This window comes from Pseudoalteromonas sp. MMG013, from assembly GCF_018100885.1.
In the GTDB taxonomy this organism is placed as follows: Bacteria; Pseudomonadota; Gammaproteobacteria; order Enterobacterales; family Alteromonadaceae; genus Pseudoalteromonas; species Pseudoalteromonas aurantia.
Window position 1 is genome coordinate 384730 of record NZ_JAGJEE010000001.1, and the last position, 26341, is coordinate 411070.

The 26341-nt window shown below is 39.4% G+C and carries 20 protein-coding genes; 12 read left to right on the forward strand and 8 right to left on the reverse strand.

Annotated features, from left to right (window positions below):
• The first annotated feature begins 33 nt into the window (after positions 1 to 33).
• Genes J8L98_RS01600 through rmuC form a run of 3 tightly spaced genes read left to right on the forward strand, consistent with a single transcriptional unit; the run spans position 34 to position 2454 of the window.
• Positions 34 to 237: a hypothetical protein gene (locus tag J8L98_RS01600; RefSeq protein ID WP_192509335.1), complete on the forward strand. Its 204-nt coding sequence runs from the start codon at positions 34 to 36 to the stop codon at positions 235 to 237.
• A gap of 13 nt (positions 238 to 250) precedes the next feature.
• On the forward strand, positions 251 to 934 hold the full coding sequence (locus J8L98_RS01605) for a response regulator (RefSeq protein ID WP_210994985.1): 684 nt from the start codon (positions 251 to 253) through the stop codon (positions 932 to 934).
• A gap of 56 nt (positions 935 to 990) precedes the next feature.
• Positions 991 to 2454, forward strand: coding sequence for a DNA recombination protein RmuC (gene rmuC / locus J8L98_RS01610; protein WP_192509337.1), 1464 nt, complete (start codon positions 991 to 993; stop codon positions 2452 to 2454).
• 62 nt (positions 2455 to 2516) lie between these two features.
• Here rmuC and J8L98_RS01615 read toward each other — a convergent pair whose 3' ends face one another.
• The 3 genes from J8L98_RS01615 to J8L98_RS01625 form a co-directional block, all read right to left on the reverse strand.
• Complete coding sequence (locus J8L98_RS01615; protein ID WP_210994986.1) at positions 2517 to 3035, reverse strand: hypothetical protein; 519 nt, start codon at positions 3033 to 3035, stop codon at positions 2517 to 2519.
• 124 nt (positions 3036 to 3159) lie between these two features.
• Entirely contained in the window at positions 3160 to 5133 is a 1974-nt protein-coding gene (locus tag J8L98_RS25130; protein ID WP_210994987.1) for a DUF2225 domain-containing protein, read from the reverse strand.
• A gap of 441 nt (positions 5134 to 5574) precedes the next feature.
• On the reverse strand, positions 5575 to 7179 hold the full coding sequence (locus tag J8L98_RS01625; RefSeq protein WP_210994988.1) for an isocitrate lyase: 1605 nt from the start codon (positions 7177 to 7179) through the stop codon (positions 5575 to 5577).
• A 223-nt stretch (positions 7180 to 7402) separates the two neighbouring features.
• Between J8L98_RS01625 and J8L98_RS01630 the strand changes: the two genes are divergently transcribed.
• From J8L98_RS01630 to J8L98_RS01650, 5 genes are all read left to right on the forward strand, one after another.
• Positions 7403 to 9577 carry a malate synthase G gene (locus J8L98_RS01630; RefSeq protein ID WP_210994989.1) on the forward strand — a complete coding sequence of 725 codons (2175 nt, stop codon included), beginning with the start codon at positions 7403 to 7405 and terminating at the stop codon, positions 9575 to 9577.
• A 261-nt stretch (positions 9578 to 9838) separates the two neighbouring features.
• On the forward strand, positions 9839 to 11860 hold the full coding sequence (locus J8L98_RS01635; protein WP_210994990.1) for a S9 family peptidase: 2022 nt from the start codon (positions 9839 to 9841) through the stop codon (positions 11858 to 11860).
• 238 nt (positions 11861 to 12098) lie between these two features.
• The gene (locus J8L98_RS01640; protein WP_210994991.1) at positions 12099 to 12980 is read left to right on the forward strand and encodes a hypothetical protein; all 882 of its coding nucleotides are present in this window, start codon (positions 12099 to 12101) and stop codon (positions 12978 to 12980) included.
• Between the two features lie 44 nt (positions 12981 to 13024).
• Positions 13025 to 13486 (forward strand): TlpA disulfide reductase family protein, encoded by a 462-nt coding sequence (locus J8L98_RS01645; protein ID WP_210994992.1) that lies wholly within the window; start codon positions 13025 to 13027, stop codon positions 13484 to 13486.
• Between the two features lie 102 nt (positions 13487 to 13588).
• Positions 13589 to 16867, forward strand: a complete 3279-nt coding sequence (locus J8L98_RS01650) for an ATP-binding protein (protein ID WP_210994993.1) — start codon at positions 13589 to 13591, stop codon at positions 16865 to 16867.
• Between the two features lie 46 nt (positions 16868 to 16913).
• Here the strand turns inward: J8L98_RS01650 and J8L98_RS01655 are convergent, their stop codons facing one another.
• Complete coding sequence (locus J8L98_RS01655; RefSeq protein WP_210994994.1) at positions 16914 to 18956, reverse strand: beta-propeller domain-containing protein; 2043 nt, start codon at positions 18954 to 18956, stop codon at positions 16914 to 16916.
• A gap of 157 nt (positions 18957 to 19113) precedes the next feature.
• Between J8L98_RS01655 and J8L98_RS01660 the strand changes: the two genes are divergently transcribed.
• The 4 genes from J8L98_RS01660 to J8L98_RS01675 are packed head-to-tail and all read left to right on the forward strand — an operon-like array spanning position 19114 to position 22359.
• Positions 19114 to 20022 carry a MipA/OmpV family protein gene (locus J8L98_RS01660; RefSeq protein ID WP_210994995.1) on the forward strand — a complete coding sequence of 303 codons (909 nt, stop codon included), beginning with the start codon at positions 19114 to 19116 and terminating at the stop codon, positions 20020 to 20022.
• A complete protein-coding gene (locus tag J8L98_RS01665; protein ID WP_210994996.1) occupies positions 20012 to 20407 on the forward strand; it encodes a DUF3019 domain-containing protein in 396 nt (131 codons plus the stop codon). Before J8L98_RS01660 ends, J8L98_RS01665 begins: the two co-directional genes overlap by 11 nt.
• Entirely contained in the window at positions 20407 to 21096 is a 690-nt protein-coding gene (locus J8L98_RS01670; protein ID WP_192509349.1) for a response regulator, read from the forward strand. Before J8L98_RS01665 ends, J8L98_RS01670 begins: the two co-directional genes overlap by 1 nt.
• 9 nt (positions 21097 to 21105) lie before the next feature.
• Complete coding sequence (locus J8L98_RS01675; RefSeq protein ID WP_210994997.1) at positions 21106 to 22359, forward strand: ATP-binding protein; 1254 nt, start codon at positions 21106 to 21108, stop codon at positions 22357 to 22359.
• Positions 22360 to 22590: 231 nt separating this feature from the next.
• On the opposite strand, the gene arfB is transcribed toward J8L98_RS01675, so the two are convergent.
• From arfB to J8L98_RS01695, 4 genes are all read right to left on the reverse strand, one after another.
• The gene (arfB, locus tag J8L98_RS01680; protein ID WP_210994998.1) at positions 22591 to 23004 is read right to left on the reverse strand and encodes an alternative ribosome rescue aminoacyl-tRNA hydrolase ArfB; all 414 of its coding nucleotides are present in this window, start codon (positions 23002 to 23004) and stop codon (positions 22591 to 22593) included.
• 95 nt (positions 23005 to 23099) lie between these two features.
• Positions 23100 to 24305, reverse strand: a complete 1206-nt coding sequence (locus J8L98_RS01685; protein ID WP_210994999.1) for an FtsX-like permease family protein — start codon at positions 24303 to 24305, stop codon at positions 23100 to 23102.
• Between the two features lie 11 nt (positions 24306 to 24316).
• The gene (locus J8L98_RS01690; RefSeq protein ID WP_210995000.1) at positions 24317 to 25633 is read right to left on the reverse strand and encodes an ABC transporter permease; all 1317 of its coding nucleotides are present in this window, start codon (positions 25631 to 25633) and stop codon (positions 24317 to 24319) included.
• A gap of 7 nt (positions 25634 to 25640) precedes the next feature.
• Positions 25641 to 26330, reverse strand: a complete 690-nt coding sequence (locus J8L98_RS01695; protein ID WP_210995001.1) for an ABC transporter ATP-binding protein — start codon at positions 26328 to 26330, stop codon at positions 25641 to 25643.
• Positions 26331 to 26341 lie beyond the last annotated feature (11 nt).

The following is a 26341-nucleotide window of genomic DNA, read 5'->3' on the forward strand; positions in this document are numbered from 1 at the left end:
GTATTACTTAGTTAATCTAGAAGGTGAATATATATGTTGTGTCATGAAGAAACACCATCGCATCTAAACTTTATTGAACCTGTATCACAATGTGACTATGATCTACTGGTAGAGGTCGCAACTAGTGACGACCTAAATAGTATTTTAACAATGTTATTGTTTGACGAAACACTGTCTGATTCGTTAAAAAATGATGTGAAAAACCAATTAAAAGCAAATCAATTAAGTAATAATTAAGCAAAGAGAAATTATGCAGCACATCCTAATCGTTGAAGATGACTATGATATAGCAGAGCAAGTTATGCTATTTTTTAAAGCATCGGGGTTTAAAACGTCACACATTGCTGACGGTGCAGATGTGGTTTCTTGGGTTGAGAAAAACAGCCCTAATGCAATCTTGATGGACATCATGCTGCCAAATCAAGACGGCGTTGAATGTATGAAGAAAATTCGTGCCTTTTCCATGGTGCCGATTATTATGATGACAGCTAAAGTCGCAGAGTCTGATAGGCTAAAGGGACTTGAATTTGGTGCAGATGATTATGTGTGTAAGCCTTTCAGTGCAGCAGAATTGGTAATGAGAGTGAAAGCTATTTTGCGAAGATGCGCACCCGCTGTTGAAACTGAGAAATTAGTGAATGTTGATGAGCAGCAACTCACTGTAACGTTAAAAGGTAGAATCCTCGCGCTAACGAAAGTTGAGTTTGATGTGTTTGCGCTATTGTATAATGCACCTAGCCGCGTTTTTTCAAGGCAGCAAATTTTAGATTACATTCAACCAGATAACTTCGATATTTCAGATAGAGTGATTGATAGTCATATTAAAAACATTCGAAAAAAGATCAAGTTGTTGGATTGTTCTCCAAAATTGGTCGGGTCTGTTTATGGCGCAGGCTATCGTTATGACGAACAACAAATCAATGACACTAATTAAGTGATATCAGTTAGGCTCTCAGGTATTATTAACTAAAAATATTACCTGAGAACATTATGTTAGATGCACTCTTTTCTCAATTATCTTGGTTGCATGGCACGTTATTCTTATCGGCGATTTTATGTCCCCTCCCCTTCTATTATCGAGGTCGCCACTTACTTAAAACGCAATGTACAGTGCTTGAACAACAATACATTCATTGTTTGAGTGCTAAAGAACAAGTGCAATCTCAGCTTCAAACTTTGCAAACTGAGCATCAGCAACTTCAAGCAGAAAAAGTACAGCTTCATGGTCATTGTCAGCAATACCAAGCAAGACTCACTGAAAAGCAAACTCAAGTTCATCAATTTCAGGAATTATGGCAGAAAAGTGAGCATAATTTGTCTCATGCTCAAGCTCACGCTCACAAACTTGAAATCGAGCTTACGGATATTAAAGCTATGTTTGAGCAGAAACAGCAAGCATTTGATGCACAAATAGCGCAACTAAAAAATTCAAAAGAGCAGTTAAAGCTGGAGTTTGAAAATATTGCCAATCAGATCTTTGAAGAGAAAACGGCACGCTTTAGTCAACAAAGCCAAGAGACAATCGACCAAATTTTAAAGCCTGTTCAAGGTGAACTAAAGGGTTTTAGAGACAAAATGGAAGCGATTCATAGCGAGGAGTTAAAGCAAAGAGCCTCATTAAAAACCGAATTGCTTCACTTACAAGAGAATAATCGAAATATTACCGAGCAAGCCAGCCAGTTAACAAATGCTTTGCAAGGCCAGAAAAAAGTTCAGGGTAACTGGGGCGAGCTTATGCTTGAAAATGTGTTAGATAGCGCAGGATTAAGGGCCGGGTATGATTATAAAAGAGAGGTTTCATTCTCCACAGATGACGGTAAATATCGACCTGATGTGGTAGTGTATTTACCACAAAAAAGACACCTAGTTATAGATGCGAAAACCTCGCTGAATGCGTATACACGATATGTTAATGCAACGAGCGAAATAGACGCGAATACAGCCTTAATTGAACACTCACAAGCTGTTCTATCGCGTATCAAAGAGCTCGGAGATAAATCCTACGAGAGGTTGCCAGGGCTCAACTCACCAGATGTTGTGATTATGTTCATTCCGATTGAATCAGCGTTTGTTGAAGCTATTAAGCACACACCGAATATGTATCAGCAAGCACTTGAGCAGAATGTGCTCGTAGCGACACCCACTACGCTGTTGACGAGTATGAATATAGTAAAGCAGCTGTGGAGATTTGAGGAACAAAGTAAGCACAGTAGAGAGTTAGCGCTTCGAGCTGAAAAATTTTATGGCAAGTTAAATAGCTTTTTGCACAGTATGGAAGGTGTTGGTCGCCAGTTAGATAAGGCCAGAGAAAGTTATGATCGGGCTTTTTCACAACTCTATCATGGTAAAGGAAATTTGATTAAGCAAGCGTCTGACTTTAAAGAGTTGGGAGTATCGGTGAGTAAAGAGTTGCCAGTAGAGTTATTAGAGAAAGCCAATTTAGAGCTTGAGTAAGTTGTTTTTTGGTGTAAACCCCCTTTACAGAAGCTGTGTACAGGGGGCTAAAAAAGGGAGGGTTAAGTTTGGCGGTTTGGGTTACTGCACTGCGCAAAACTTCCTTTTCTTGGTGAATCAACATAAAGGTTGATGAATAAGTTGTTTTTATCAATGTCTAACCAAACTCGGCTATTTTCAGGTGGACATAAAGAGTGTTTAATATAACCTTCCAGCTCATTCTTATTCATCGCAAGTTTTTGTGGGATGCTGATGAATATATTGACTTCACCAGTATCAAATTTTGCTTGTTTAAATTGCCAGCTGCCCATCATAAATTGTTTTGAAAAATAGCGGGATATCTTGTTTTGAGCGTCTACATTTAAAAGTGAGCTGTGCGTTGTATTTTCTTCAAAAAAATACATCCAAGCGCTTGCTAGGATAATAAAACCAGCCAATAACATTGATATAATAGGGAATGGGGCTTTTTTACTCAATACTACTTTTTTACGCGACCCTTTGCGCAGTGATTGTTTTTTTTGCTCCGTGCGTGACTCGACGATTTTTACCCAATCACCATGCTTAATTGTTCGTTGTGTCATAAATTTCTCTCCAATATTCTATGTTGGTATTAAAACAATACAATGTGGAAGAAAAATGAAGTGAAAGGCCTTATTTAGGGCTTCTAACGGTGAAACTGGTATGAACAGTATCGTAGTGAAGAACCTACATTGTGGGTGTTATAGGTAATTTCATGCGAACACATAGACCTCCGGATTTACCGTGATGTAAACATATTTCACCTTGCAGAGCTTGTGTCAAACTTTCACAAATTGACAACCCTAATCCAGACCCTCCTAATGCTCGACTGCGAGATTTGTCTATACGATATAAGCGCTCAAAAAGTTTATTAAGCTGCGCATCTGACACTCCTGGAGTAGTATCATCGATCTGAATAAAAACATGTTCAGTACATATTCGGACTTTTAATCTGATATGCCCTGGGGTATCTGTATATAAACATGCATTTTTGATTAAGTTAGTAATAATTTGATCTAGCTTTTGCTTATCGGTCGTTATATAGGTGTCATCAGCAATCTCAATATCAGCAATAAAGCGTAGATTATGTTGTTCAGCTAATGCCTTTGAGTCTGAAAGGTAGTGAGCAATCAGTGTGCTCAACTGGTATTGTTGCCAGTTAAGCTGTAGTGCTTGGTTTTGTGCTTGTGACAGTTGATATACATCTGAAATAAGATTATTTAGTTGAGATATTTTATTATTAATTTTACTGTACGCTAATACTTTATTATCTAACAGGTTATGTTCAAGTGCTTCAACATGTAGCTTTAGAACACTAAGCGGAGTTCGAAGTTCGTGTGATATATCAGCTAACATTTGATCTTTTTGTTTGAGGTTAGTTTGATACAGCTTAGCCTTATACTGAGCGTTTCGGTGTTTGATGATGTACAAGTAAACAACGATAGCGCTAATGAGGAATACCATAATGCAAGCTAAGAGCCACGAGCGTTTTAATAAGATCTGGTTCTCTAGCTCAACTTTCATTAATGCTGACTTTTGCTCAGTTTGCGCTAATTTTTGATATTGCACAAGTGCATTGATTTGTTGTTTGTATTGCTCTGTGGCACCTTGATTAACTTCAATATCGGCTAATTTATGGATAGAAAATGCTTTATTTAAGTAAGAGTAGGCTTGTTTATATTGCTGCTTTAGGTGTGCGTTTTGTGCTTTATAGAGATGTAATTTTGCTTCAAAAATGTGGTTGTTCATTGTCATGACTAAGGGTTCAACCTTTGCTATATATATTTCACTTAATGCTATATTTTTTAGTTTCAAATGAAATTTGATGATATGCAAATAAGAATAAGCTTTTTGTATTGGTGATTGCGTTATTAACGAATGATTTAAGCTTTTTTGAATACTACTTAGTGCCATATGATGATTGCCAAGCTCTATGTAAATCAAGTGGAGGGAATTATACGCCCTGGATAAGCTCAAATTGGCACCTAATGGCTTTAAAATTTTTATGACGTCTAAAAATTGCGATAAGGCCTGTGGATATTTTTTATTTTTCAACGTCACTTCAGCTAGGCGTATTGTAGTATCGGCGATATTTATCACTTGTGTACTTTTTTTGTCATTGATGAGCGCTTTCGTGAAAAAGAACTCTGCTTGCTCAAGGTTGTTCACTCGAACTGAAAGGTCGCCTAAATTGTAGAAGTTAGATGCTTTGACCTCCCAATCAAGAGAATCTTTTAATGTTGTTTGTGCTTTAAGTAGGTACTCCATTGATGTGGCGACGTTATTTTTTGTGTCATATAGCGTACCTAAGTTATTGTAAGATTGGCCTATTAGCGTTTTATCTTGGGTTTGTTTTGCCAATTTGAGCGCTAGCAAATAGGTACTTTCAGCTAAGTCTAACAGGTGGCTTTTACGGTAATTTATCCCAAGCTCTTTAGTCACTTCATATTGAAATGATAAACGGGTTGAGGGCGATAATGCTATATTACTGAGAATGTTTATTGCTTCGTCATACTTATGCTGCTTTCTTAAAATATTCGCGAATGTCAGTTGTATTTTATTTTGATTTTGCTTACCACTTGCCTCAACCGTTTTTAATGTAGAATAAGCTTGCTCTAATTGTCCCTGTGAAATTAAGTTCTCAATGGTTGAAAGTGACACTGATGCCTCTGTGTTATAAGAGGTAATTAGTATGATTGTGAATATAAAACTTGCGAAGTAGTGCATTATAATTTGGTTTGTATATGGAGCCGTGCGTATTGTTAACCAATAATGTGGTTGAATTATGAAGAGTGTAAAGGGCCTTTACAGATTGCAATTTATGCAATGATTGACTTTTTGATGATAAATAGGAGTTAGTAAAATTGTAATTTATCCGATATGGGAGTTAGTAAAATTGTAGCCTGAGGAGTTGTTTATGTTAGTAAAATTTTGTTCCATGGCATGGAACACATCTGATAGTATCGCAAAATGACGTTATTTTTAGCTCTGGCAGTGTATTTTCCGATTTGTTCGTCAATTTTATAGAAGATAGTAAAAATATGATCCAAAGCTGGATATATGAAGAAGGGCCATAGGCCCCTCAAAGGTTGATTTATATAGTTAGAACTGATTCATCGTATTTGCAGTTCCACCTGCTTTTAAGGCATTTTCACCAGAAAAGTACTCTTTATGTGTGTCACCTATATTTGAGCCAGCAAGGTCTTGATGTTTAACTGATGCTTGCTCCCTCCTAATTTCTTGACGCTGAACATCCCTGACATAAGCCAGCATCCCAAGTTCACCAAAATACCCTTCAGCTAAAATATCGGTACTTAGTGCAGCTGTATGGTATGTGGGTAAAGTAATTAAGTGATGAAATATTCCAGCTTCTCTGGCACCATCTTGCTGGAAGTTTTGTACTAATTTATCTGCTTCTCGTGCTAATTCTGTATTATCTAGCTCAGGAGCCATGAGGGCTTTAGCATCAACGTTTGGATTTGGGTAACGACTTAAGTCTTTTCCTTGTGTTTCCCATTGAGAGTAGACTTGTTCTCGAAACTTCAACGTCCAATTAAACGAAGGGGAGTTATTATAAACAAGCTTCGCATTTGGCACTTGCTCTTTAATGCTATTAACGAGCTCAGCGATTTGATTTACGTTGGGCTTCTCTGTTTCTATCCAAAGTAGATCCGCACCTGACTGTAAACTGGTAACACAATCTAAAATCACCCGAGCTTTTTCTGTGCCTTCTTTAAATTGGTATAGTCCATTATCTAATCTGACGGGTTTACACAGTTTGCCATTGATCTTAATGGCCATTTCCCCATCTGTGAGGTCGTTTACGTTATGTATCTCTGTGGTATCAAGAAAAGCGGTATATTGACTTGCTAGGTCTCCTGGAGACTGAGACACAGGGATTTTCTGAGTTAAGCTTGCACCAAGTGAATCGGTTCTCGCTACAATGACACCGTCTTCCACTCCAAGTTCTAAGAAGGCATATCGAACGGCATTGATCTTCGCAAGAAAGTCTTCATGTGGAACGGTTACTTTACCGGCTTGATGCCCACATTGTTTTGCATCTGAAACTTGATTTTCTATTTGAATGGCGCATGCCCCGGCTTCGATCATTTTTTTTGCGAGTAAGTAAGTGGCTTCTTCGTTACCAAACCCTGCATCAATATCGGCTATGATCGGAACCACGTGGGTTTCAAAGTTATTAATTTTGGCCGTAATTTCTTGTGTCGCTTGTCCTCGAGATTTTGCTTCATCCAGAGCTTTATAGAGGTGGTCAAGTTCTCTAGCATCTGCCTGTTTTAAAAAGGTGTAAATCTCTTCGATTAATGCAGGTACCGACGTTTTTTCATGCATACTTTGATCTGGTAATGGGCCAAATTCAGAGCGAAGTGCTGCTACCATCCAGCCACTTAAGTATACATATGAGCGTTTTGTGGTTTTTTGATGCCTTTTTACTGCCATCATCATTTGCTGAGCAGTGAAACCATGCCAGCAGCCTAATGATTGCGTGTATTGGCTGTTGTCTGCGTCATAAGCCGCCATATCTTCACGCATAATGTTTGCTGTATACTTTGCTATGTCTAATCCTGTTTTGAATCTGTTTTGTAAATTCATTCGACTTGCAAACTCAGGGTTAATTGACTGCCATGAAGTGTTCTTGTTCTGACATAAAGTTGTGTAGTGGTCTATTTTAGATTGATAGTTTGTCATGACTAGTTGTCCTTCGAACGGTTAATTTTACGATATTTGATTGTGAGAGTGCGTTGAGTGGTCTGACCCCGCGCTTAATTAAACATTAGGCCTGAATTTAAAATTTTTTAAATTTATAGTTGTTATTACCAACATACATTTCATGAATGTCATTTGCAGTTTAATTTGAGTGTATTTGAGATATGGTTATTGAGGACCCGTTCAGTATAGTTAGGATTTAGATATGAGCATGACGACTCAACAATCAGGTTTAACCATCGACCGACAACTTTTCGATTTTGTAAATATGCAAGCATTGCCCGGCACTGATATCGAACAAGAAACCTTTTGGAGTGGCTTTGCAAAGCTTATTGAGACTCTCTCACCAATCAATAAGCAGTTATTGTTTAAACGCGATAAACTACAGTCTCAAATTGATGAATATCATAAGAGTCACCCCGTATGGAATGGTGATAAATATCGGACATTTTTAATGGATATAGGCTATTTGGTGCCTTCTCCAGAACGAGTTAGCATTGATACTGACTCTGTTGACCCAGAGATAGCGTCAATCGCAGGTCCACAGCTTGTAGTACCCGTGAGTAATGCTCGGTTTGCGCTAAATGCAGCGAACGCAAGGTGGGGCTCTCTTTATGATGCACTTTATGGAACCGATGTATTACCGCAAGAAGAAGGTGCTGAAAAAACACAGGAATACAACCCTGTACGCGGTTTTAAAGTGATGGCCTACGCTCGCCAATTCCTTGATAACACTTTTCCTTTGAGAAATGGCTCGCATATTGAAAGTACACATTATGCGGTGCTAAATGGGCAATTGGTGGTCACGCTTAATGATAGTAAACAAGTTAGCCTATTAGATCCTCAGCAATTTGTAGGTTATCAAGGTGAAGCGCAAAACCCTTCCTCATTATTATTAAAGCGCAATGGTCTGCATGTTGAGATCCAAATAGATCCGCATCACCCAATAGGTCAATCCGATAAAGCAGGGATCAGCGATCTTATTTTAGAGTCAGCCTTGACGACCATTATGGACTGTGAAGATTCCGTAGCTGCCGTTGATGCACAAGATAAAGTCGGTGTTTACACAAATTGGTTAGGCTTAATGACTGGCACATTGAAAGAAGAATTTATAAAAGAAGATACTGTAATTACACGCGTTTTAAATAAAGATAAGCATTTTGTAATGGCTTCAGGGAAGATACTTAAATTAAAAGGTCGGAGTATGATGTTTGTTCGCAATGTTGGTCATTTAATGACAACCCCTGCTATTTTAGACCAAAATGGTGAACAAGTTTTTGAAGGCATTTTAGATGCGGTCATAACGTCACTGTGTGCATTACATGATTTAAAAGGCAATTCAAAATATCGGAACTCAATCTCTAAAAGTATCAATATAGTTAAGCCAAAAATGCACGGACCAGAAGAGGTTGCTTTTACTTCTAGACTATTTTCGGCGGTTGAAGGTTTATTATCCTTACCTAACAACACCATAAAAATGGGGATAATGGATGAAGAGCGGCGAACATCGGTTAATTTGAAAGCATGTATTGAGCAGGCTAAGTCTCGAGTTGTATTCATTAACACAGGTTTTTTGGATAGAACAGGCGATGAAATACATACTTCGATGTTGGCGGGGCCTATGCTCCCTAAGTCTCGTATCAAGTCGCAACCGTGGATTTCAGCGTACGAAAAGGGGAATGTTGAAGTCGGGTTAGCCTGTGGGTTTAGCGGCAAAGCACAAATAGGAAAAGGGATGTGGCCAATGCCAGATTTAATGGCATTGATGATGAAGCAAAAGTTAGCTCATCCAGAGTCTGGTGCTAATACGGCTTGGGTCCCCTCCCCTGCGGCTGCAACGTTACACGCCATGCATTATCATACTATCGATGTCTTTCAAGTACAGGCAGCAATAGGTCAATATGAAGAGGCTGCTTTGACTGACTTATTGACCCCTCCATTGTTAGGTGAGTTAGTGTTAACGAAAGAGGACATTCAGGCCGAATTAGATAATAATGTACAAGGGATCCTTGGTTATGTGGTACGTTGGATTGATCAGGGTATTGGCTGCTCTAAGGTGCCAGATATAAATCATATTGGTTTAATGGAGGATAGGGCTACTTTGCGCATTTCAAGCCAACATATTGCAAACTGGTTGGTGCATGGAATATGTTCACCGCAACAAGTAAAAAGCACGTTTGCAAAAATGGCTAAGGTTGTTGATGGACAAAACCATCATGATGCGAGTTATATTTGCATGGCTGACAATAAAGTTAAGTTAAATGATAATTTGGCTTATCAGGCAGCTTTATCTCTCGTTTTTGAAGGTAAGAATCAGCCTAATGGCTACACGGAACCTTTATTGCACTCTTATCGTTTGAAACATAAAGCTTTCCAATAAAATACGATTTTAGAAGCCCTTTTGATGAGTGTAAGCCCCCTTTACACTCACAATGATCTCAGTATTCAATAATAGTTATGCGCCTCTAAAGGCTCGAACCAGTTACAAATAAATGAAACGGATAGGTCATTTTGAAATCGCGACATTTTCATTTTGTAAATAACATAACTGAATATCCAGAGAGCTTAAGCATAAACAGTTGACTCGTCTTACCATATGAGCTTTTATGAACACAAATTAATGTCCTTTAAAGGAGTTTGTATGAAGTTATCACTGATAACGATTGGGCTCAGTTTTTTTGTAAGTTCAGCCTTTTGTGAAGCCTCACCACTGGAGCTTGATGATGTGTTTGACCTAGAGTACGCAAATCAGGTTGAGTTTAGTGAAGACGGTAAAGTCGTTTATTTTGTTAGAAATCGCATGGATATAAAGACTGACAAAAAGGTGGGAAATATTTGGTCAATCGATGTTGACACTAATGAGTTAGAACCTGTGACCTCGGGTATTCATATCGATTATGATCCACAATTGTCTCCGGATGGAAAGCGGCTTGCCTTTATTTCCACCAGAGATGGTAACAGTCAAATTTATATGAAATGGTTAAATTCCGGCGCAGTAGCCAAAGTGAGTAACTTAACACAATCTCCAAGTGGGATCACTTGGACGCCAGATAGCAAGCATCTTGTTTTTTCTCAGTTTGTACCAGCAAAGGCTCGTTCACCTATTAACCTACCAGGCAAGCCTAAAAGCGCTAACTGGGCTAAACCTCCCGTTTTTATAGATGATGTCTATTATCGGTCGGATGGTGCAGGTTATTCTAAGCCAGGCTTTTCTCACTTATTTAAAATGGATGCAAATGGTGGTAATGCTCAGCAGTTAACGTCAGGTAATTTTAATCATGGCGGTACTGTCAGTTTTGGTAAAGAAGGTGAGGTACTCTATTTTAGCGCTAATCGGCATAAAAATCATGCTTTAAAACCGAATAATAGCGAGGTGTATGCACTAAATATGCATACTAGAGTAATCTCTTCTGTAACTGAGCGAGTTGGACCCGACAGCTTTCCACAAGTTTCACCTAATGGTCGGCTTTTAGCCTATATAGGTTATGATGATAAGCTAATGAATTATGAAAATTCAGATATTTATGTGCTTAATTTTAAAACCGGTGAGACAAACGTTATCACCGCAGCACTTGACCGAAATGTAAAAGACATTCAATGGGATAACAAAAGCAGAGGGCTTTATTATAGCTATGACTCTGAAGGGAAAACAACGGTAGCGCACCAGCCCCTAAAAGGAAAAGCGAAAGTGCTTACTGATGAAGTTGGGAGTGTCGCATTTGGTCGACCTTATTCTGGCGGTAGTTATGATGTTAGTGCTCGAGGTGATATTGCCTTTACACTTGCAGATCCAAATAAGCCAGCTGACGTTGCGTTAGTTAAACGTGACAAAACAACGCAATTGACGGACTTAAATAGTGATGCGCTTGCAAGTAAAACGCTAGGCAAAGTGGAAGAAATTTGGGTTAAATCTAAATATGATAAGCTGGATATTCAGGGATGGGTCGTATACCCTCCAGGTTTTGATAAAACGAAGAAGTATCCTTTAGTACTGGAAATACATGGTGGGCCAGTTGCAAATTATGGGCCTCACTTTAGCGCCGAAGCTCAGCTGTTTGCAGCAAAAGGTAATGTCGTTTTATATATGAATCCAAGAGGAAGTGATTCATATGGAAAAGAATTCGCGCAAAAAATTCATCATAATTATCCAAGTAATGACTTTGATGATTTAATGACAGGAGTCGACTCGTTGATTGATAAGGGCTTTATTGATGATAAGCGTTTATATGTAACGGGTGGTTCGGGTGGTGGTGTATTAACTGCGTGGATTGTTGGTCATACGAATCGCTTTGCAGCTGCGGTTGTTGCTAAGCCAGTAATTAATTGGTTTAGCTTTGTATTAACGGCTGACTACTATCCATTTTTTGCGGACTATTGGTTTCCCGGTAAACCGTGGGATCATATGGAGCACTACATGAAATACTCACCAATTAGCTATGTAGGTAATGTGACGACTCCGACAATGTTATTAACTGGTGAAGCTGATTATCGCACACCAATATCTGAAACTGAGCAGTATTATCAAGCGCTTAAGTTGCAGGGTGTTGAAACGGCGATGGTGCGTATTCCAGATGCATCACATGGCATAACGGCGCGTCCATCGAATTTAATGAATAAAGTTGCTTATATTCAGTGGTGGTTTGATAAGCATACAGGAAAGTAACCACCTATTTTGCGTAGATAGTTTGCTTGTTCGTTGCGAGTAAGCCATCTACGCAGGACAAAATATTAAGGTTAAAAGTTCAGAATATAACGCGTATATTACTATTTTAATCCACACTTACGCGTCCCTATTAATATTGCCTTTGATCACTTTTTTAAACAGGTAGTATACAATGAAGTGAGCTCGTAGTTTTTGTTTTCCAAGGTGATGAGCCTACCACCTGTTCATTTGGAGCATTATGCAATCATTTAGACAATGGGTCAGATATAGAGCTGTGCTATTTTCTTTTATTGCGTTTAGTAATATAAGCATTGCTGAGTCATTACGTATCTATATAGATGATGAAAAAGACCTCTTGGTGTTTACTGGACAAGTTGCACCTTCCAATATTGCCGGCGCGACAAACAATATGTTATTTAACATGATTGATGGGGTGGATATTGAATTTGTGCCATCGAGTTATAAGCGTGCCTTGAGGATTATGAGTCAGCAGCCTGAGCCTATTTGCGTTGTTAATAAAGTAAAAACGCAAGAAAGAGAAGCTGCATTTTTATTTAGCCTGCCAATTAATCTGTATCTTAGCCGACGGCTATATTTACAATTAGATGCAGAGCCATTGGCGCCTTCATTGCTTGATGAGCAAGGAAATGTAATCTCTTTGCCTAAACTATTTCATGCACATAGACATAAATTAATTGTGCTTGCTGGGGCATTTTCTTATGGCCCATTTTTAGATAAGCAATTGGCGCAAGTAAGAAGCGCGAATAAAGTGATTAGAGAAGGCAGTAATCATTACGATACGGTGTATAGAATGTTTCACTTGCGTCGCGTAGATTTTTTATTGGCATACCCTGCAGAGGTGTATCGGCATTCTAAAACGGATAAATCACAGTACCAGTCATATCGAATGGCTAACTCTCCAGGATTCATCTTGGGACACATTATGTGCAATGATACGAAAGCGAGCCGTACGTTCATTAAGAAAGTGAATACAATAATGTTACAGATGTACAATCAAGATGAATTCACTAATGCGCACTTACACTTTTTACCGAAACAAGAGCATGATGTGACAAAACAATATATTGAACAACTTAAGCGTTATCAAATTCAGCCTTAAATTATATGATATGCGTAATTGGCAATGCTTAGGGGTATAAAATAATGCAAAATAGAGCGATTCTATGTGTTTTTGTTTGCTTTAGTTTCATTGGTAACTCTGCTTTGGCAATGTCAGCAGAGCAACAGCTAGAAGAGCTTTTAAGTCAACATAGTGGAAAAGTTGTATACGTGGATTTCTGGGCTTCATGGTGTGTACCGTGTCGTTATGCTTTTCCGTGGATGGGCAGTATACAGAAACGGTTTTCACAAGATGTGCAAATTATTGCTGTTAATATGGATACCGATGTAGAGGATGCGAAAAAGTTTCTATTGGAAACTCCGGCTAATTTTCCAGTTATTTTTAATCCCTCGATGAGCATAGGTAAAGCAAATAAGCTTAAAGGTATGCCCAGTAGTATTATTTTTGATAAAACGGGTAAAAAAATAGTGCAGCTATCAGGGTTTAATGATGAGAAGAAAAAAGACTATGAAGCAATACTAATTCACTTGGTAAAAAGTCGATAAATGCATCTGAGTTTAGGTAAGAGTATAGTGATAAAAGTTTGCCGTATCAGACGCATTAAGCTATAACAGCACATAGCTCATTTTTATTTTTTGGAAAACTATTTGTATCGTTATTTTGTTGTGTTTATTTGCTTTTTCCTTGTTTCATTGCGTTGTTTTTCACAACATCAGTTACCAGCAAAAACCGACCATATTTTACCGACTAACTTAGGAGAAGCAAATTGGCAGCCTTTGTTTCAGGTGGAGTTACCCAGTGGTAAGCCTCGTTTAAAAAAAAATGAATTGCTCAATTTAGACTTTTCTTTTGCCTTTACACCTACGGCTCATCAACGTATTGAATCACCTGAAATAGTATCTTCTGAGTGGGTCTCTTTTAAGTCTCAATTTAAGCCGTTTGCGTCACCTATAAAGTCATCTTGGAAGTCCGTCAAGCCTGCGCAATATGCGTTGAATGTGCAGTCGGATATTCGACATTTTTCAATACGGCAAGGCTTGCCTACTGGCGCCGTATATAGTGTGCAACAAGATGTTGACGATATGATTTGGCTTGGTACGAATGGAGAAGGAGCATGTCAGTATACAGGTAACTACTTACGCTGTTTAACGGACCAAGATGGTCTGAACAATAATCGGGTATGGGATATCGCAAAACACGTTAATGGTGAGTTGTGGCTAGCAACAGATCGAGGCGTGAACGTTTTTGATGGCAATGTGGTATCCGCGTTACAGATTGATGGTGCACTTTATACCCCTAAAGTGAATGATATTTTGTTTGATGATGATACCACTTATTTGGCATCAGATGAGGGACTGTATCTAGCTAAATATGGCTCTCTTTCTCGTTTGAAAATCGGTAACTCTTTAAAAATAAATCAATTATTAAAAGGACCAGAGCAGAGTATTTGGCTCGCGACTGATATTGGGTTGTTTCAGTATCGAGAAAGTAAGCTGTATAAAGTCGAGTTGCCTGAGCCATCATGCCAAGGGCCTATCTTAGCAATGGCGAGCGCTCAAAATACCGTGTGGTTGGGTGTAAAAGGAACCGGTGTTTGCCAAGTTGATTGGAGTTCTAAGCAAATTGTTTTTTTATCGGGTTTGCTAATGCCGAATATTCAAACACTAGCATACGATCAAAATGCTGCAGCACTATGGATTGGTGATGACAGCAAAGGCGTTATTCGAATGACGGGTAACTCAGCGCATACTTTTAATAGCGCTAATGGATTAAACGATCACCATATTCGAGATATTATGTTGGGTAGTCAGGGGAATGTGTGGATTGCAACGTATGGCGGTGGAGTGAACCGCCTTAAAGAACATAGTTTTCAATTGCTAACAAAACGCAATGGGTTATTAAATGAAAGAGTCAGCGCCCTCGCGAATATCAATGAGCGATTATGGATTGGGCAATATGGAGCAGGATTTCAAATTTTAGATAATAATCAATGGTTTAATTCTATTCATGATTTTTCAGAGCAGTATGTGCATGCGATTAGCACAAGTGAAAATGAAAGTGTTTGGGTCGGTACTCGAGCAGGACTTATTGTTATTGGAAATAACGGTTATCAGCGGGTGGACCGTCAAATGGGGTTGGACGCTGACATTGTGCACCGAATTATAGCGAGCCAAGACGGTTGTATGTATTTAGCGACTCAAAGTGGGCTTATTCGTGCTTGTGAAGGTGCCTTTGAGAAATTGGTTCTACCAGATATGGCATATGTGGTCAGTGTATTTGAAGATACCAGCAAGCGGCTATGGTTTGTCACAAATGGGCAAGGGATTTATTATTTAGAGCGCGGTTCTTTGTTTCACATAACAGAAGCACAGGGGCTTCCTAGCAATTGGGCTTATAGTATCGCGCAGGTTTTAGATGATTTTGTTGCACTGGGTACCCGCAGAGGGGTTCTTTTACTTAAAAAAGACATCAATGGTTGGCGTAGCAGACACGTGAGTGTGAGTGATGGGTTGAGTAATAACATTATTTTATCGTTGTTAGTGAAAGGTGATGTGCTCTGGGCTGGCACTGAGCGCGGCATAAACAGGTTTAAGCCACAAGCAATGTTTGGATCAAATAGTTCATCAAAACCCCAGCAGTATACGTATGATAATGGTTACATTGCTGTTGATAGTACTCTTAATACAGCGCTGCTTTTTAAAGACAGTTACACTTGGGGGTCTGGGAAAGGAGTGTCTTATTTTAAGCCTGAGAGTGTAAAAATAAATGTGAATTCTCAAGTTAACTTGTTGCGCGTTAGTGCGAGTCAAAGTGGCAGTCCTCGGCCTAAATTTAAGGATATAGAACATTTAACACACCCTCTAATTGATTTACCTGCGACGACATTTCAAATCCGTTTTCAATATGGTCATAGCGAATGGGGTAACCCAGAGAGGATTATGTATGAAACTCGTCTAATCGGCAGTAATGAATATTGGAGTGACCCTTCTTACGATGACGAGATGACCTTTACACAATTGTCACCGGGTAATTATGAGTTTCAAGTTAGAATATCAACGCAAGATAAGACAGCTGATTATGAGTACTTTTCTTTTGTAATTCAGCCACCCTGGTGGCAAACTTGGAGGGCCTTTTCTCTGGGCCTATTATTCGTCATTGGCGCTATTTATAGTTTATTAAAATTGCGATTTGAGTTTATTCAAAAGCAACAAAGAATAAGCGATAGAGCTGAGTTTTCTGAAGCGCTTTTAGCGCGGAAAAAACAACTGTTGGCGGAGGTATCTCATGAAATCCGCACACCATTAAGTGTACTGAAAATGCAAATAGAAGCACTCGAATACAACCTTGTTGAAAATACGGAACAGACCTATGAGTTGCTACATCGTCGTATAGGCGATATTAGTACGCTTATTGCAGACATAGATCAATTAGCGATGACGGAGCTGTCTGAACTGAGCTTAAATGTCAAAGTGATAGATGTCGTGCCTTGGCTGGCGTCTTGGGCGGATGATGCATGTACACGGTCATCTCAGCTACGAGAGTGTGAGTTCAGTCATGTCGTAAAATTACCCAAAAACTTGTTTATAAACGCAGATCAAGACAGATTAACTCAAGTGCTTAATAATCTACTCTCTAATAGCCTACGATACACCACGCCGCCTATTCGTATAACATTTGAAGCTACTTATACCGAAACGCAGTTAATATTATCTTTGAGCGACAGTGCACCTGGTGTATCAGAACACGAACTATCATGCATATTTACGCGCTTATACCAAAATGAAAGTAATAAGACGTTATTCAAAGGTGGAACTGGGTTAGGGTTGACTATCTGCAAAGACTTGATTGAACGCCATAGTGGCGAAATAGAAGCGCAACATAGCGAGCTGGGAGGGCTTACTGTTCGTGTTACCCTACCTAGGTAGGGGAACACGAATACCGACAAGTTATGCAGGCCCTAATCATACATCACTATAGCGGGCCATTATTAGCTGAGGGAGTTTGCCATAAACTGTGCCAAATATAGTTACCATGAATATAATAAATATCGTCGTTGTGAAGTACTGTCCGGTCTTCATTACCATATATTAATGGAATTTGTTGCGGGCCAGTTACTTCATATTTTATATGGCTACTGCCCATGTAAGCTAACTTTTTAGTTTGGCTATTTATTTCAAACAATGTTAATTGGTTTTGCTTTATCCAGTCATAGTTTTGAGGTGTATTACCTGTTTCAATCCATCGCTCAAGTGGCATCGTAAACCGGTATTGATGTGCTGCTGTTTTAACGAAACTAAGCGAATGGTAATCTTGTTCTGCAGGAGTATAGGCTTCGGGGAATACCTTACTATCGAGTAAGATTGGAGAAGTGGTATCACTGATGTCAAATAAGCTTACTTTCGCGCCTTGCGTTATATTCGGTTGCTCGGGTATTGTGATATCGGCGACTTCTTGACCGATGCCAAGCAGGAGGCTGTCTCCGATAGGATGAAGGTATGCAGAGTACCCTGGAATTTCTAGCGCGCCCTTAATCATAGGGGCTTCCGCATTCTTCAAATCAATAACATATAAAGGATCTGTTTGTTGAAATGTGACTATATAGGCCTGTTCATCAACAAAGCGGACTGCATAAATATCTTCGTCGACAATACCTGTTGCACTATTTACTTTTCCAATAGGCGTTGGGTGGGATTGATTTGGTAGTTCGGAGATCAACACAAGTTCTGAGCCTTGTTGACGCAGTATTCGAAGTTTATGCTCAAACCCATCAAATTGATTACCTTCGCTCGTCATTACGCGCAGCTGGTTGTTATACTCACTGAATCGTAAGTTACGCATATTTTGTCCGAAATGGCCTGAGAGCTTGCCTGTGGCTGAATACTCAAATGCTTGTTCATTAATCGTGAATTTGTGAATTACAGACTTTGGGCCCTCTGCATTGAAGTGCGTACTATGTGTATAGATTGCTGTCTCTGAAGCATAAATCCCTTCAACTTCAGTATTTACGCAAAGTGAAACTTGCTGGGACGGATCAGCCAACGATATACGCGTAATGGTCATTATTGAATCGTAGCCATCGGTGTCGGAAGCGGTATCGGATAAATAGCATTCGTCAGCATTAAACAGCGGCTGGCTGTCACCCGATTGGCTATGGGTTATAGTCGGTATGAAGTGTGTAATAGGTGTGTCGTTGAGCGTTTGGTAGTTTTTTAACTGTGTTTCAGGCTGTGAGTTCGTCAGATCAAAACCGCTAAAGGAAGGTCTGAAATTGCTTACTAAATAGAGTTGGTTGTTAATGACTCGACTTTCAATGAGTTGCCCATCAATACTGTATGTATGTGATATGTCGGCTTGTTCTGGTGTGGTGACATCCGCAAAATTTAATTCAAATTGTGTATGGTTTAAGTTTGGTGCTGTTGAACTAGCGCTGAGGGGTTCAATTGTTGCGGTGCTAAAGATTGAAAACCAGCCGCTATTCGCACTGATGGATACGAGCGTATCTTGCTCTAAAAATAATTGTTGCTGTGCATACTCATTGGAAGAGGTTGGTAGATCTTTTACCGCCTGAATTAGGCCATTATTATTGCGTTTCATGATACGAATATAATGAGGTAATTCACTTTCATTTGGTTGCGTTAAATTATGATATTGATTTGCTGCAATGTACAAGTAATTACCATCATATTTTACTCGGTCTGCTTCATTGACGTTCTGCTCTTGTTGGTTTGTACCTGAAAATGCACTTGATGTTGTGCTGGGATCCGATGTCTCCCTGCTATCATTTACTGGAGGCGTAATATCATGTTGATGATAACGCATGAAAACCCCATTTTTTATATGGGTTGTAAATTGTGCTGTATTGGCTTTTTTTAACGGGGTTGTAGAAACCGAGAATCCTGTAAAGTTAGGAAGCTTTTGGATTTTTTGGGGATCACTGGATATTGTATCAGTGTCATTACCGCAACCACTTAAAACGGTGAGCGCAGTAATTCCCAGTAAACGTGTATAATACATAGTACTTTTCCTTGAATGAAGAACTCAGCATTTACTTTACGAAATACGTTAGAAATAACTGTTACCTTTCACAAATGATTTGTTATTTAATGTAACCCTTTCTGGTAAATCACGAATACAATGTTAAATTAGCAGCGGTAATATAAGGAATTGCAAATTGAAATATTTAATTGCTGCAATAGCATGGCTGTTGTCCACATCTACTTTTGCGTCGAGCTCACTATGTAATAGTAGTGACAGTGACTGTGTGAACACCAGTCAGTGGCAGTTTTCAGTGGCAATTGGCATTGGTGAACTGACTAACCCGTTAGCTGGTGGAGATAATCTTCCTTTATTCGTTATCCCTTATGTTAGCTATTATCGAGACCGGTTTTTCTTAGAAAATACGACCCTTGGTTTTACATTACTGGATAAACCAAAATTCGATTTGAGCTTCATTGTAGAGCCTAATGCAGAGCAAGCATTTTTTGAACAGTTTCATTTACGCAATATTATTGCGCCAGGCTCTTACGTTGCCACCGATGGTAATATTGTCGACTCCCCTGATGGCGCTTTAGAAATACCAGATGACGTAACCCCTCCCATTGAGCAACGAGAAGTTACGGTTGATGATATAGCCAATAGAAAGTGGGCGATTGATTCCGGGCTTTTAGGGCATTGGTATATTAATGACAGCAGTAAATTATCTATGCAGTGGCTACATGATGTATCTGGGGTGTACCGAGGACATCATGCAAAAGTAACTTATCATTATGAATTCATACCAATAAGTAAATTGCCAGTAAAAGTACGACTCATCGCAGGCGTACACTGGAAAGAGAGTGCATTAGTTGACTACTATTATGGTTTAAGAAGTAGTGATGAAATAGATGAACAGTTGTATTATCAAGGTCGTAGTGTACTAAACCCCTTCTTGGGCGCGACATTGCAATATAAACTCACAGATGATTGGCAACTAAAGGCCAGTGTTAAACGACAGTTTTTAGGTGCTGGTATAACGGACAGCCCGCTCATTAGAAAAGATGATGTAAATTACTTTTTTATTGGGGGGGTCTATGCATTCTAGTTCTGCTTGTTTATTTAGCCTAAGTCTATTTTTATCTTTTCAAGGTGTTACGCAGAGTGAGTTTGTTAATCAAGTCCCCTTTGATATTAAACCCGTTACCTGCATAGTTCACCAATTAGGTGAGCCTTGTCAAATGACGATAAGCCTTCAATGGCAAAACCCGCAAGTAATAGATGCTTGTTTGTACCAAGAAGCCAATAAATTACGATGTTGGAAAAAGCAAAGCGCAGTGCAAGAAAAGCTGAAGATTACATTAGCTCAAAGTATGAATTTTAGTCTATTCGATTTACACGGCAGGTTGTTGGCAACGCAAACTGTTAATGTACATGCTACCGTAAGTAAGCGGTACCGTAGAAAATTAAAAACTGATTGGAGTTTCTTTTAATGGCCCATATTATGCTCGTCGAAGATGACGAACGTCTTGCAACTTTGACTGCTCAATTTTTACAAAGTAACGAGTTTGAGGTAACGATTGTCAATGATGGTGCTGAAGCTGTTGAAGCCATTATTACCAAACAGCCTGATATTGTTATATTAGATATCATGTTACCTAATCAAGATGGATTTAGTATTTGTCGAGCTGTTCGCCCCCATTACAATGGCCCTGTGCTATTCCTAACCGCTAAAGACAGTGATTTTGACCAAGTCAAAGGGTTAGAAATTGGTGCCGATGACTATGTTATTAAGCCTGTTGAACCGTATGTGTTATTGGCAAGGCTCAATGCTTTGCTACGCCGAAGCTTTAGTAAAAAAGAAGCACTTGATAGCTTAGTGCTTGGTCAATTACGAATTGATAAAGCTGATCGAGCCGTGTATTTGGCTGACCAAGAAGTTGAGTTGACCAGCTATGAATTTGATTTGTTATGGGCTTTGGCAAGTAATGCAGGGGAAACGCAAAGCCGGGAATATATATACAAACATGTTGTTGGTCGCGAGTATGATGGTTTGGATCGGAGTGTGGACGTGAGAATCTCTCGTCTTAGGAAAAAGCTAGGGGATAGCCCTGAGCAACCATTTAGGCTGATAACTGTATGGGGAAAAGGCTATTTATGTTCTAAATCAGCCTGGGAGTAGATTAGAGATATGATCAGGTTATTGATCAGTTTATATTTTGTTGTGTTTATTAGTATTGTATTGATCAATCAAAGCAGTGAAGTAATTTGGCAAAGCTGGGGCCATCAGGCCCCCGATGAATTGCGCCATGCTAAAGTGGTTGCAAAGACTCTCCAAACTAGTATTTCCAATATTAAGCAGCTACCTAAACCCGTTAAGACGTTCCATATAGGAGATATTGCTTGGTTACCAGAGCAGAGCGCTACCCTAGAAGCGGGAGGGATTGTTACCACGTTTACTGAAGATGGGCATGCACTGTTGACTTTCTCTGTTGATGATAGTGAACAATTAGCTCAGTTGGGGCCTTTTCTGCCTGCACAGAGTCAATTAGCCAAGAAGTATTTGTTTAAGCTGTTCTCTTTTGCAGTATTAGCATTGTTATTGATTTTATGGTTAAGGCCATTGTGGTTAGACTTAATGCAGCTGAAACGTGTGACAGGGCAACTTGCGCAAGGGCATTTGGATATTTCTATTAGCCCATCAAAGTTTTCTGCAATTTCTAGTTTAACGAGTCAATTCCATGCTATGGCGAATAAAGTTGCGAGTTTAATGAGTGATCAGAAGCAGCTAGTTAACGCGGTATCTCACGAACTACGTACACCTTTAGCAAGGTTGAAATTTGCTTTGGCAATGCTAGCATCAAAAGACCCTAAAGAAGTACAAGCTATGTCTCAAGATGTGCAAGAAATGGAGTTATTGATTGATGAAATGTTAGGTTATGCCAGACTTGAAATTGCAGCGGAAGCTTTAGTGTACCAGCAGTTTAACCTAACAATCTTAATCGAATCTCAAATAGATAAACTACAGCGTACTTATTGCAAAGATTTACACGTTTCACTGATGCCTAATGTGATGATTGTCGCGAATCAGCATTATCTAGCCCGTGTTGTACAAAACTTACTCTTAAATGCATGCAAGTATGGAGAGCGTGAGATCCACGTGTCGTTGTTGGAAAACAATCAACAGATAGAGCTGATCATTGAAGATGATGGCCTAGGGATCAAGCCTGAAGATCGGGATAAAGTGTTTTCACCTTTTGTCCGTGTTGACAGTAGTCGAAATAAGGCCTCTGGAGGCGTTGGTCTGGGGCTTGCGATAGTTCAGAAAATACTAAACTGGCATCATGGGCAGTGTGAAATTCGCAGCTCTCAATTGGGGGGAGCTTTATTTGCAATTGGTTTACCCAAGGATGCTACCCGCCTTAAAGGGAAAGATCTGGCGTAAAACCTATCTCAGCATTTTCACCATTGTATTTAACCTCCGGTTTAGATAAAGGTTTTGGAATAAGAAATATTTTGTAAGCAAACTTACGTACAATCCAATGATGATATTTTGTTCAATATCAAGGCGCTTTTATGCAGTAATAGCGAGCTATTACAAATGAAAGCAACGCCGAGAGTGAGAGAAATAACTTTATTGGGCAAATTCGCTCATCCAGAGCTGAGGTTAATTAGGCTAATACTTCAGTTTTTTACGTAAGTTTTTTGTTTGTCCATGTTTTACTTTACTGTCAACCCGTTTTCTTTGAGAGTTTCGTGTTGGCTTTGTTGCCCGTCTGGTTTTTTCTATTTTTATAGCATCTAATATGAGTGTTTTTAAGCGCGTTAAGGCCTCTTCTTTATTCATTTCCTGCGTTCTATGGCTTTGCGCCTTAATCACAATGACACCCTCTTTAGTGATACGGCTATCTTTAAGTGACAGTAATTGAGATTTATAAAATTCAGGAAGTGAGGAGCGTTTAATATCAAATTTTAGGTGAATGGCGCTCGATACTTTATTTACATTTTGGCCACCTGCACCTTGTGCACGAATTGCTGTCATGTCAATTTCCCATGCAGCGAGTTCAACAGCGTTGGATATTTTTAACACAATAATCTTCTCAAAATAAATACACAGACGCAGTTTATCATAATTGCCTAATGGAGCGCACTGCCGCCCTACTAGCGCCTAACGTGATAGATAGATTAAGCGCCTCGCGTTGTTATTGCGGGAGAAACTTTAGCTGCTTGACTCACAGGATAAGCAACAGCTATTTGCCCTAATAATACAATAGCAATAGCGCCAAATAGCAAAAAGTTTATCGGTACTGGTGTGAGTGAAAGTAGTTCTACAAATTGGTTATTTAGTATTATGGCTGCCAAAAAGCCAACGAAAACTCCTATTATTGAGATGATGGCATTTTCCAACATAAAGTAGCTGATGACTTGATGCTTACTGGCTCCGAGTGCTCTACGAGTCCCTATTTGTTTTGTTCTACGACTGATACTGAACTTTGCTTGCCCTAAGATACCAAAGACAGTGATAATTGTGAGGCTGATACACACTGCAGTGAGTAATTTATTGGTAGCTAAATCCTCTCGGTAACTGCGCATTTTTACATCAGTTAATAATTCAATACTTTCTATTTGTTTTTGAGGGTGTGTTAATAACCTCTCCGGTATCACAGCGATCACGTTTTCTATTTGAGCGGGGTCAACACGAAGAACATAACGTTGAGTATCGTTGGCTTCTTGGACTGCGGAAATAACCGTATATTCTATTGCACTCCAAAAGTTCCAAGCATTCTGGAGTGTGTCCACAATACCAACAACTTCATGGGGCTCATTATGGTAATACAAGTTTTTGCCGAGTACTTCTAGCCAATCATCTGGATATAGCTTTTTAGCCAATGCTTGAGTTATGAGTAGCTTTGATGATTTGAATACACCATCATTTTCAACTTTTTGAATATCAGAGGGCAAAAAGTTTTCACCTGCCACTAAAGTTAAGCCAAAGGTATCAATCAGCTGCTCATTGGAGCCAAAATAGCCACCATATGCGACATCCTCGCCATTTGGTTCTAATTTAAAGTCTGTATACATACCCCAACCTTCCAGGGGGAGTCCGGTAATAGGTGCCGCATTAATAACACCGTGAATACTTTTTAATATAGTTAAATCATGTTCTAACTGGGCTGTTAAATCGCCTTGCTGAGTCGGCAGGTTAGTGATGATGGTGAGTGTGCTCTCCATATTTGCCCCGATAGGGCGTGCAATGAGTTCGCTGCGTTGCGCAATCATGTAAATCGCATTGACGAGCACCATAAATGTGACCGCAATTTGAAATGCCAGTAATGCGGGGGCCGTTTTTTGCTTTTTAAAGGTTTTGAGTATGGGTATTAGGTCGCGCATATACTTTCGTCCTATAAACTTTTAAGTTGGCTCGATGGCTGCATTTGGCTAGCTCTAATGATTGGGTATAGGCCGAAAGCTAAACTAGAAATAACGGCCAGTACGACAGTGCCAATAATAAGCGGGGCATTCATTTGCATCAGATCGGAATGAAGGTAAGAATAGGTGTTTGCTGCGCTAATGAGCCCAATCTTAGCAAATAACAGCCCTAATAACCCTCCAATAGCACCGACAACGGATAGTTCGATAGAAAACTGCTTAATAATGTCTTGCTGGCTTGCTCCAATGGCTCGGCGTAAACCAACTTCCCCAGCTTTGGCGTGGAATTTAGCTATCATCAAGCTCATGCAGTTGAGCAAACAAACTACGAGAAACAATGCGGCTAGCCATACGGCCATTTTACTATCATCACTTACCACTTCTTCGTCGATTAAGTATTGTTTTAATGGCACTAGCTTATTGTAAATACGATTTTGAAAACGACCCAAAGATTGTTGAACTAAAGCATGGTTATCTATAAATGATTGGTATTGTTGATGTATTTTTTTGCTGGGAAGTTCGACCCAAAAAATCACCCACATACATTCAGATGTTAATAAAGAGGAGAATGATTCATCATCTGGTTTTTTCCAGCAGTAATTACTTACTAACTTTTGAGAGAAAAGCTCATTTTTTATCTGTGTATTGAAAGGAATAAATAAGTCATGAGGTTTTGTGAATGCCGTATGAGGAAGTGCATAGTATTTTGGAAGTGGATCCCATGAGTCTAAAACTCCCACAACTCGGTATGTGTCGGCGCCCAATTTGAATGTTTTACCAACCGAATTTTCCCCATTAAAAAGCCAGCTATTTGTCTCTTTTGATAAAACTGCAATTTGTGCCGCATCTTTGCCATCTTGTTTACTCCAACCTGAACCATATAAAAAGGGCGTCTCAAACATACTGAAAAAATCACTGGTTGTCGTGCGAACTTTTAAACTTTTTGGTGTCAGGTGTATATTCGCTTCATGGCTAACTCTCTGCTGGATAGCGGCAATCGCAACGTGATGTTTCGGTATATCTGAATCAAGTAATGTTTGCGCATCTTGGTATGAAATCATGGTAGGTAAGGTTTTTCCATCACCGTAAATTTCATCCATACTATCAAGTTGAACTTGAAATAAGTGTGCACTCTTATTCGGGATTGGGTCTTTTGACATCATATAACTGACGGTATACGTTGTCATGGTTGCACCAATACCAATGGCAATCATCATCACCATGAGTAAACTTAACAGGGGGGTTTTTCTTAGGCTGATTAATGCAAGTTTAAAGTAGTATGGGTACATGATTTACCTATGCAATAGCTTGTTGAGATTGCGAGTATTCAGATAGTTGACCGTCTTTAATTTGTATTACGCGGTTTGCTTGTGTCGCTTGAGTATTATCGTGCGTGACCATGATGACACTGGTACCTGCTGCATTAATATCCTTTAGCAGTGACATTATTCCTTGCGCCATTTTTGAGTCTAAATTTCCAGTGGGTTCGTCAGCGAAAATAACCGCAGGTGTTCCAGCTATCGCTCTTGCGATAGCTACACGCTGCTGTTGCCCTCCAGATAATTGGGTTGGGTAATGATCTTTTCGAGTTGCAAGGCCTATTTGCTCAAGCGCTTGCATAATTCGTTGATGCCTTTGCTCCCGGTTAAACCGACGATACCGTAATGGCATGTCGACATTATCATAGAGAGTGAGTTCAGGAATAAGGTTAAAACTTTGAAATACGAACCCAATTTTTTCATTTCTATAGGCTGATTTCTGTTTATCTGAAAGTTCAGCAACATCTTTTCCATCGAGTGTATATAGCCCGCTTGAGTGCGTTTCAAGGAGACCCGCAATATTCAAAAAAGTTGTTTTCCCGGATCCGGATGGTCCGATAATGCTGACAAACTCACCGTGCTGAATTGTTAGGTCAAATGGGTGGAGTGCTTGCGTTTTAATGTCATCCGTGTAAAACGCTTTAGCTAAGCTCTTCATTACTAACATTATTAATAGTT